5 protein-coding genes and 1 rRNA gene are annotated in these 6,622 nt (G+C 45.1%); all 6 read left to right on the top strand.

Going from position 1 to position 6,622, the window contains the following annotated elements; all coding sequences use genetic code 11:
* Window positions 1-110, top strand: a 5S ribosomal RNA gene (gene rrf, locus ACU1JV_RS27875); the annotation flags it as partial.
* A gap of 344 nt (window positions 111-454) precedes the next feature.
* On the top strand, window positions 455-1,912 hold the full coding sequence (guaB, locus tag ACU1JV_RS27870) for an IMP dehydrogenase (protein ID WP_013368721.1): 1,458 nt from the start codon (window positions 455-457) through the stop codon (window positions 1,910-1,912).
* Window positions 1,913-2,239: 327 nt separating this feature from the next.
* On the top strand, window positions 2,240-3,628 hold the full coding sequence (locus ACU1JV_RS27865; RefSeq protein WP_013368722.1) for a D-alanyl-D-alanine carboxypeptidase family protein: 1,389 nt from the start codon (window positions 2,240-2,242) through the stop codon (window positions 3,626-3,628).
* Between the two features lie 131 nt (window positions 3,629-3,759).
* Window positions 3,760-4,641, top strand: coding sequence for a pyridoxal 5'-phosphate synthase lyase subunit PdxS (gene pdxS / locus ACU1JV_RS27860; protein ID WP_013368723.1), 882 nt, complete (start codon window positions 3,760-3,762; stop codon window positions 4,639-4,641).
* A 16-nt stretch (window positions 4,642-4,657) separates the two neighbouring features.
* Window positions 4,658-5,224, top strand: coding sequence for a pyridoxal 5'-phosphate synthase glutaminase subunit PdxT (gene pdxT / locus ACU1JV_RS27855; protein ID WP_013368724.1), 567 nt, complete (start codon window positions 4,658-4,660; stop codon window positions 5,222-5,224).
* A 36-nt stretch (window positions 5,225-5,260) separates the two neighbouring features.
* The gene (gene serS, locus ACU1JV_RS27850; RefSeq protein WP_013368725.1) at window positions 5,261-6,544 is read left to right on the top strand and encodes a serine--tRNA ligase; all 1,284 of its coding nucleotides are present in this window, start codon (window positions 5,261-5,263) and stop codon (window positions 6,542-6,544) included.
* Window positions 6,545-6,622 lie beyond the last annotated feature (78 nt).

The following is a 6,622-nucleotide window of genomic DNA, read 5'->3' as shown; positions in this document are numbered from 1 at the left end:
GCGATAGCGGAGGGGTTCCACACGTACCCATCCCGAACACGACCGTTAAGCCCTCCAGCGCCGATGGTACTTGGACCGCAGGGTCCTGGGAGAGTAGGACGCCGCCAAGCAACAAGTAAAAAGGACCATGATCTCATTGAGATCATGGTCCTTTTTTGCATGTAGTTGAAATTACTTATATTCTTACTTCTCTGTTGCTTACTCAAAGTAAAATATACTTTTGTAAGTAGATAGTTATCCTTAAAACCGTTTGTTTATAATGGTTGTCCTTCGTAGGAGTACAGTTGTTTGTACAGGGGAATACTACGGGTTAGGGCTGTTGATGAAGGCTTGACACCCCTATACCGCTTTGCTAAGATTGCAATAATATAATTTTCAGAGAGCCTTGATTTGTCCATGTCGGACAGACAACAAGACCAATACAGACTAAACATTTTGAAGGAGGATCATCTTGGTGTGGGAAGATAAATTCGGTAAGGAAGGCCTTACTTTTGACGATGTTTTGTTAGTACCTCGTAAGTCGGTGGTACTGCCCAAAGAAGTAAGCGTAGCGACTCGTTTGAGTGATAACGTGAAGCTGAACATTCCTTTGATGAGTGCTGGTATGGATACTGTTACTGAGGCAGTGTTGGCAATTGCAATGGCTCGTGAGGGCGGTATCGGTGTTATTCATAAAAATATGTCGATTGAGCAGCAAGCGGTAGAGGTAGATCGGGTTAAACGCTCAGAGAGCGGTGTTATCACCAACCCATTCTCATTGACTCCGGATCATTTGGTGTCCGATGCTGAGGCTGTTATGGGTAAATACCGTATTTCCGGTGTGCCTGTTGTAAACGAAGAGAACAAACTGGTGGGTATTATTACTAACCGTGATCTTCGCTTTATTCACAATTTTGATCTTAAAATTAGTGAAGTCATGACAAAGGAAGAACTGGTAACTGCACCAGTAGGCACGACTTTACAGGAAGCGGAAGTCATTTTGCAAAAGCATAAAATTGAAAAGCTTCCTCTGGTCGATGAAGGGAACTACCTCAAAGGTCTGATCACCATCAAAGATATTGAGAAAGCTATTCAGTTTCCGAACGCAGCGAAGGATGCACAAGGGCGTCTTCTGGTCGGTGCGGCTGTCGGCATTTCCAAGGATACGTTTGAACGGACTGAAGCACTTGTAAAAGCTGGTGTGGATTTGATTGTTGTGGATTCCGCTCATGGCCATCATATTAACATTATTGAAGCAGTCCGCGAGTTGCGTAAAACTTATCCTGATCTGACGATTGTAGCAGGTAATGTAGCTACGGGTGACGGAACGCGTGAATTGATTGAAGCAGGAGCATCGGTCGTTAAGGTTGGTATTGGCCCAGGCTCTATCTGTACAACACGCGTAATTGCAGGGATTGGTGTTCCGCAAATAACAGCTATTTATGATTGTGCAACAGTAGCACGTGAATATAATATTCCGATTATTGCAGATGGAGGTATTAAATACTCCGGTGAAATTACAAAGGCCATTGCGGCAGGGGCTTCTGCAGTAATGCTGGGAAGTCTTTTTGCAGGTACGGAAGAGAGCCCAGGCGAATCGGAAATTTATCAAGGACGTCGCTTCAAAGTATATCGTGGTATGGGCTCTATGGCTGCGATGAAGCAAGGTAGTAAAGATCGTTATTTCCAAGATGACGACAAGAAATTGGTGCCGGAAGGCATTGAGGGACGCGTTGCTTATAAAGGACCACTTTCCGACACTGTTCACCAGCTGTTGGGCGGTCTTCGCTCCGGTATGGGGTATTGTGGTACTGCTAATATTGAAGAGCTTCGTAACGATACAAGCTTTATCCGTATTACAGGTGCAGGTCTGCGCGAAAGCCATCCGCATGATGTGCAGATTACGAAAGAAGCGCCAAACTACTCTCTATAAAATTCAGCTGTATTTGACTTGACGACAGGCAGAGCGCATTTCGCTCTGCCTGTCTTTTTTTAGAGATACCCCTGTGATAGAATAGACAAGTGTCCGCCTTCTCATGAGGTTATTGATGAATTAGGACGCATAGGTATTTTGGATGATTCCTACCAGTTAAGAAGATTCGAGCAGTAGAATGCTCATGACAAGCTATATCTTAGGAAACGAAATGACATTAAATTGTATAACACTAAAACATTAATTCTTTGGCCAAGTAAAGGCTGTAACCACCGTCTCGTTATACATAGCGGATCGGGTTAAGGTACGAGAGGAGTTTGTATTCATTTGAAAGCGAACAATTTTAAAAAGAATAATAAACGCAGCATGATTAAAAAGAGTGTGACTGCAGTCATGGTGCTTAATATGATGTATATGTCGGCCTTGCCTGTTGTAGGCAATTTCGATTCAAGCGTGGCTACTTTTGCTGCTGGAGCGGCAACAGAGGCAACGAATATCACGGGAACAGGTTCCATTAACCCCCCTAGTCTGGCACTTCGTTCGGCCATTTTGATTGAGCCTTCCACTGGGCAGGTTTTGCTCTCTATGAATCCAGATGAGCCGCTCCCGCCAGCCAGTATGACTAAAATGATGACAGAATACATTGTGGCTGAGCAGGTTAAGCAAGGCAAACTTAAGTGGACGGATAAGGTTACGGTTAACGAGAATGCTTCTAAGAGTATTGGATCACGTATTTTTTTGGCTCAAGGGGATCAACATACGGTAGAAGAGCTTTATATTGCCATGGCAGTAGGTTCTGCCAATGATGCCACAGTAGCTCTTGCTGAACGCGTATCTGGAACCGAGCAGGATTTTGTAAAACTAATGAATGAAACAGCTCAGAGAATGGGCATGAAAAATACGTATTTTATCAACTCGACTGGCTTGGACCGTAAGGATATGCCTACAGGATTTCAACCGGACACTGACCGGGAAACTGTGATGACTGCGAGAGACGCAGCTACTCTGGCAGGTTACATCATTAAGGACCATCCGGATTATACACGGTTTACCACAATTCAATCGTACAAATTCCGTCCAACCGACAAAGCACCGATTATTAACTATAACTGGATGCTAGAAGCAAACAAAAATATTACTAACTTTAGAAAGTTTGCTTATCCAGGTTTAGACGGAATGAAAACAGGTCATACGGCTAATGCTGGAAACTGTTTTACAGGTACGGCTGAACGTAATGGAATGCGTCTCATCAGTGTAGTTATGGGCGCTGACTCTGATGCACACCGTTTTACAGAGACGGCTAAAGTGCTGAACTATGGCTTTGATAACTTTGAAGTGAAGCAGGTTGTTGCTCCAAAGACGGTGGTTAAGGGCGTTGAGAATGTGCCTGTAACCAAAGGTACGGAAACAGAAGTGCCGATTGTCACAAAAGATGCAGTAAGTTTTATCGTACCTAAGGGTGCAAGCAATCCTAAGGTAACCTTTACAACGAACATAACACCAGCAAGCTCTCTCGTGGCACCTTTGAAACAAGGGGCTAAAGTCGGTACGATTACGTACACATACAAAACGGATGGCGTGGATAAAGGCCAGACGAAAACTGTTGATTTGGTTACAACCACGGCAGTAGAAGAGGGCGGCTGGTTCCGAATGCTTTTCCGGGCAATTGGTGATTTCTTCGGCGATTTGTTCCAGGGAATTAAGAATCTCTTCTAAAGATGAAATGCTAATCGACCTAACGTGTCCTGCATTACTTATTTTGTAACTTGAAATGATTGTGTATTTGGCGTTCGTACGGTAAAATCTTAAGTTAGAATCTAAACGTAACCCTTACAGGAGGCAACGACATGGAAACGGGAACTTCGCGTGTAAAAAGAGGTATGGCAGAGATGCAAAAAGGTGGCGTAATCATGGATGTCATGAACGCTGAACAGGCTAAAATTGCAGAGGCAGCAGGCGCTACAGCCGTAATGGCTCTTGAACGAGTGCCTTCGGATATCCGTGCAGCTGGTGGGGTTGCTCGTATGGCTGACCCTACGATTGTGGAAGAGGTTATGAAGGTTGTTTCTATTCCTGTTATGGCTAAGGCTCGTATTGGTCACTTTGTTGAGGCAAAGGTACTCGAATCTCTCGGTGTTGACTATCTCGATGAGAGTGAAGTATTGACACCTGCAGATGAGGTGTTCCATATCGATAAGCGGGAGTTCACCGTTCCATTTGTTTGTGGAGCCAAGGATCTAGGGGAAGCATTGCGTCGTATCGGTGAAGGCGCATCTATGATCCGTACAAAGGGTGAGCCGGGAACTGGAAATATTGTTGAGGCTGTTCGTCACATGCGGTTTATTAATGGTCAAATTCGCAAGGTGCAAAACCTGTCGAAGGACGAGCTGTATGCAGAAGCGAAAAACCTCGGAGTTGCTTATGAACTGCTGTTGGAAGTGCATGAGCTTGGTAAGCTACCAGTGGTCAACTTTGCAGCAGGCGGTGTAGCAACACCTGCGGATGCTGCGTTGATGATGCATTTAGGCGCTGATGGTGTCTTTGTAGGCTCTGGTATCTTCAAGTCGGACAGCCCTGAGAAATTTGCACGGGCAATTGTGGAAGCGACCACTCATTACACGGATTACAAGCTGATTGCAGAAGTGTCCAAGAATTTGGGAACTCCTATGAAAGGCATTGAAATTTCCAAACTGGCATCGCATGAGCGCATGCAGGATCGTGGTTGGTAAGAAAGAAGGGACCGGCATGAAAATAGGAGTATTATCGCTGCAAGGCGCTGTGGCTGAGCATATACGAAGCGTTGAACGTGCAGGTGCTGAAGGTATAGCAGTGAAGAAGATCGAACAGCTCGATGAGCTGTCCGGTCTTATCATTCCCGGTGGTGAGAGCACAACTATCGGCAAGCTAATGCGCAAGTATGATTTTATAGAGGCTATACGTCAATTTTCCAATCAAGGCAAGCCTGTATTTGGCACTTGCGCGGGATTGATTGTATTGGCCAAAACGATTCAAGGACAGGAAGAAGCACATTTGGGACTAATGGATATTACAGTATCGCGTAATGCTTTTGGTCGCCAACGAGAAAGCTTTGAAACAGACTTGAACATTAAAGGGATTGAGGAGCCGGTTCGTGCGGTGTTTATACGCGCGCCTTTAATACAATCTGTCGGAATGGGAGTAGATGTGCTGTCTGAGTATAACGGCGAGATTGTGGCAGCCCGTCAGGGTCATTTGCTGGCTTCATCCTTCCATCCGGAATTAACAGACGATTTCCGGTTACATCAGTATTTTGTGGATATGGTCCGCGGATAGCGGAAAGTCAGGTTTGTAGTGTAGGAGGGATCACCTGTGTTAGATATAAAGATTTTGCGTAATGAGCTTGGTCGGGTTGAGAAAGCTTTACAGAACAGAGGTAAATCTCTGGATCTGATTAATGGTTTTACAGATCTGGATGTAAGCCGTCGTGAGTTGCTTCAGGAAAGTGAAGGACTCAAAAATCGTCGGAATGTCGTATCTGGTGAAGTAGCCAAGTTGAAGAAGAATAAGGAAAATGCGGATGATCTTATTGCTGAAATGCGCCAGGTCTCCGATCGTATTAAAGAATTGGATGAGCAAGTGCGTGAACTGGAAGTTCAGATCGACGAACTGGTGATGTCGATTCCTAATATCCCCAATGAGACTGTGCCTGTAGGCGCTTCGGAAGAGGATAATGTGGAAATTCGTCGCTGGTCAGAGCCGCGCGAGTTTTCTTTTACACCCAAAGCACATTGGGAGTTGGCTCAGGATCTAGATATTCTTGATTTTGAGGCTGCAGCTAAGGTGACGGGTTCTCGTTTTACGTTCTATAAGGGACTGGGAGCGCGTTTGGAACGTGCGCTAATTAACTTTATGATGGATCTGCACAGTAGTGAGCATGGTTATGAAGAAATGCTACCTCCATACATTGTAAATCGGGACAGTCTGTACGGAACGGGTCAGCTTCCAAAGTTTGAAGAAGATTTGTTTAAATTGCGTGATACTGAGTATTATCTCATTCCTACGGCCGAAGTTCCGGTAACGAACTACCACCGTGAAGAGATTATGAATGCAGATCAGCTTCCTAAATATTATGTGGCATACAGCTCTTGCTTTCGCTCAGAGGCAGGATCTGCAGGACGTGATACACGTGGCTTGATTCGTCAGCATCAGTTCAATAAGGTGGAAATGCTCAAGCTGGTCCACCCGGATACCTCTTATGAAGAATTAGAGAAAATGACGAATAACGCTGAGCGTGTTTTGCAGCTGCTCGGACTTCCATATCGGGTGCTGGCACTTTGCACAGGGGATATGGGGTTTACGTCTGCCAAAACGTACGATCTGGAAGTATGGTTGCCTGAGAGCGGCATGTACCGTGAGATTTCTTCCTGTTCCAACACAGAAGACTTCCAAGCACGTCGTGCAAACATCCGGTTTCGTCCAGATGCGAAGGCAAAGCCTGAATTTGTACATACGCTGAACGGTTCAGGATTGGCTGTAGGGCGGACTGTAGCTGCTATTTTGGAGAACTATCAGCAAGAGGACGGAAGCATTGTGATTCCCGAAGTGCTGCGTTCATATATGCGAGGCATTGAGGTTATAACTCCTAAACAGTAAGCCTTGCATTCTTAAAAATTCTGTGGTAAAATAATTTTGTTGCGCCTGAGTTGTTTGATAGAGGGAAGCAGCTTTATC

This window comes from Paenibacillus sp. T2-29, assembly GCF_052921365.1.
The sequence above is the reverse complement of the archived record's forward strand: the minus strand, read 5'-3'. Positions and strand labels throughout refer to the sequence as shown.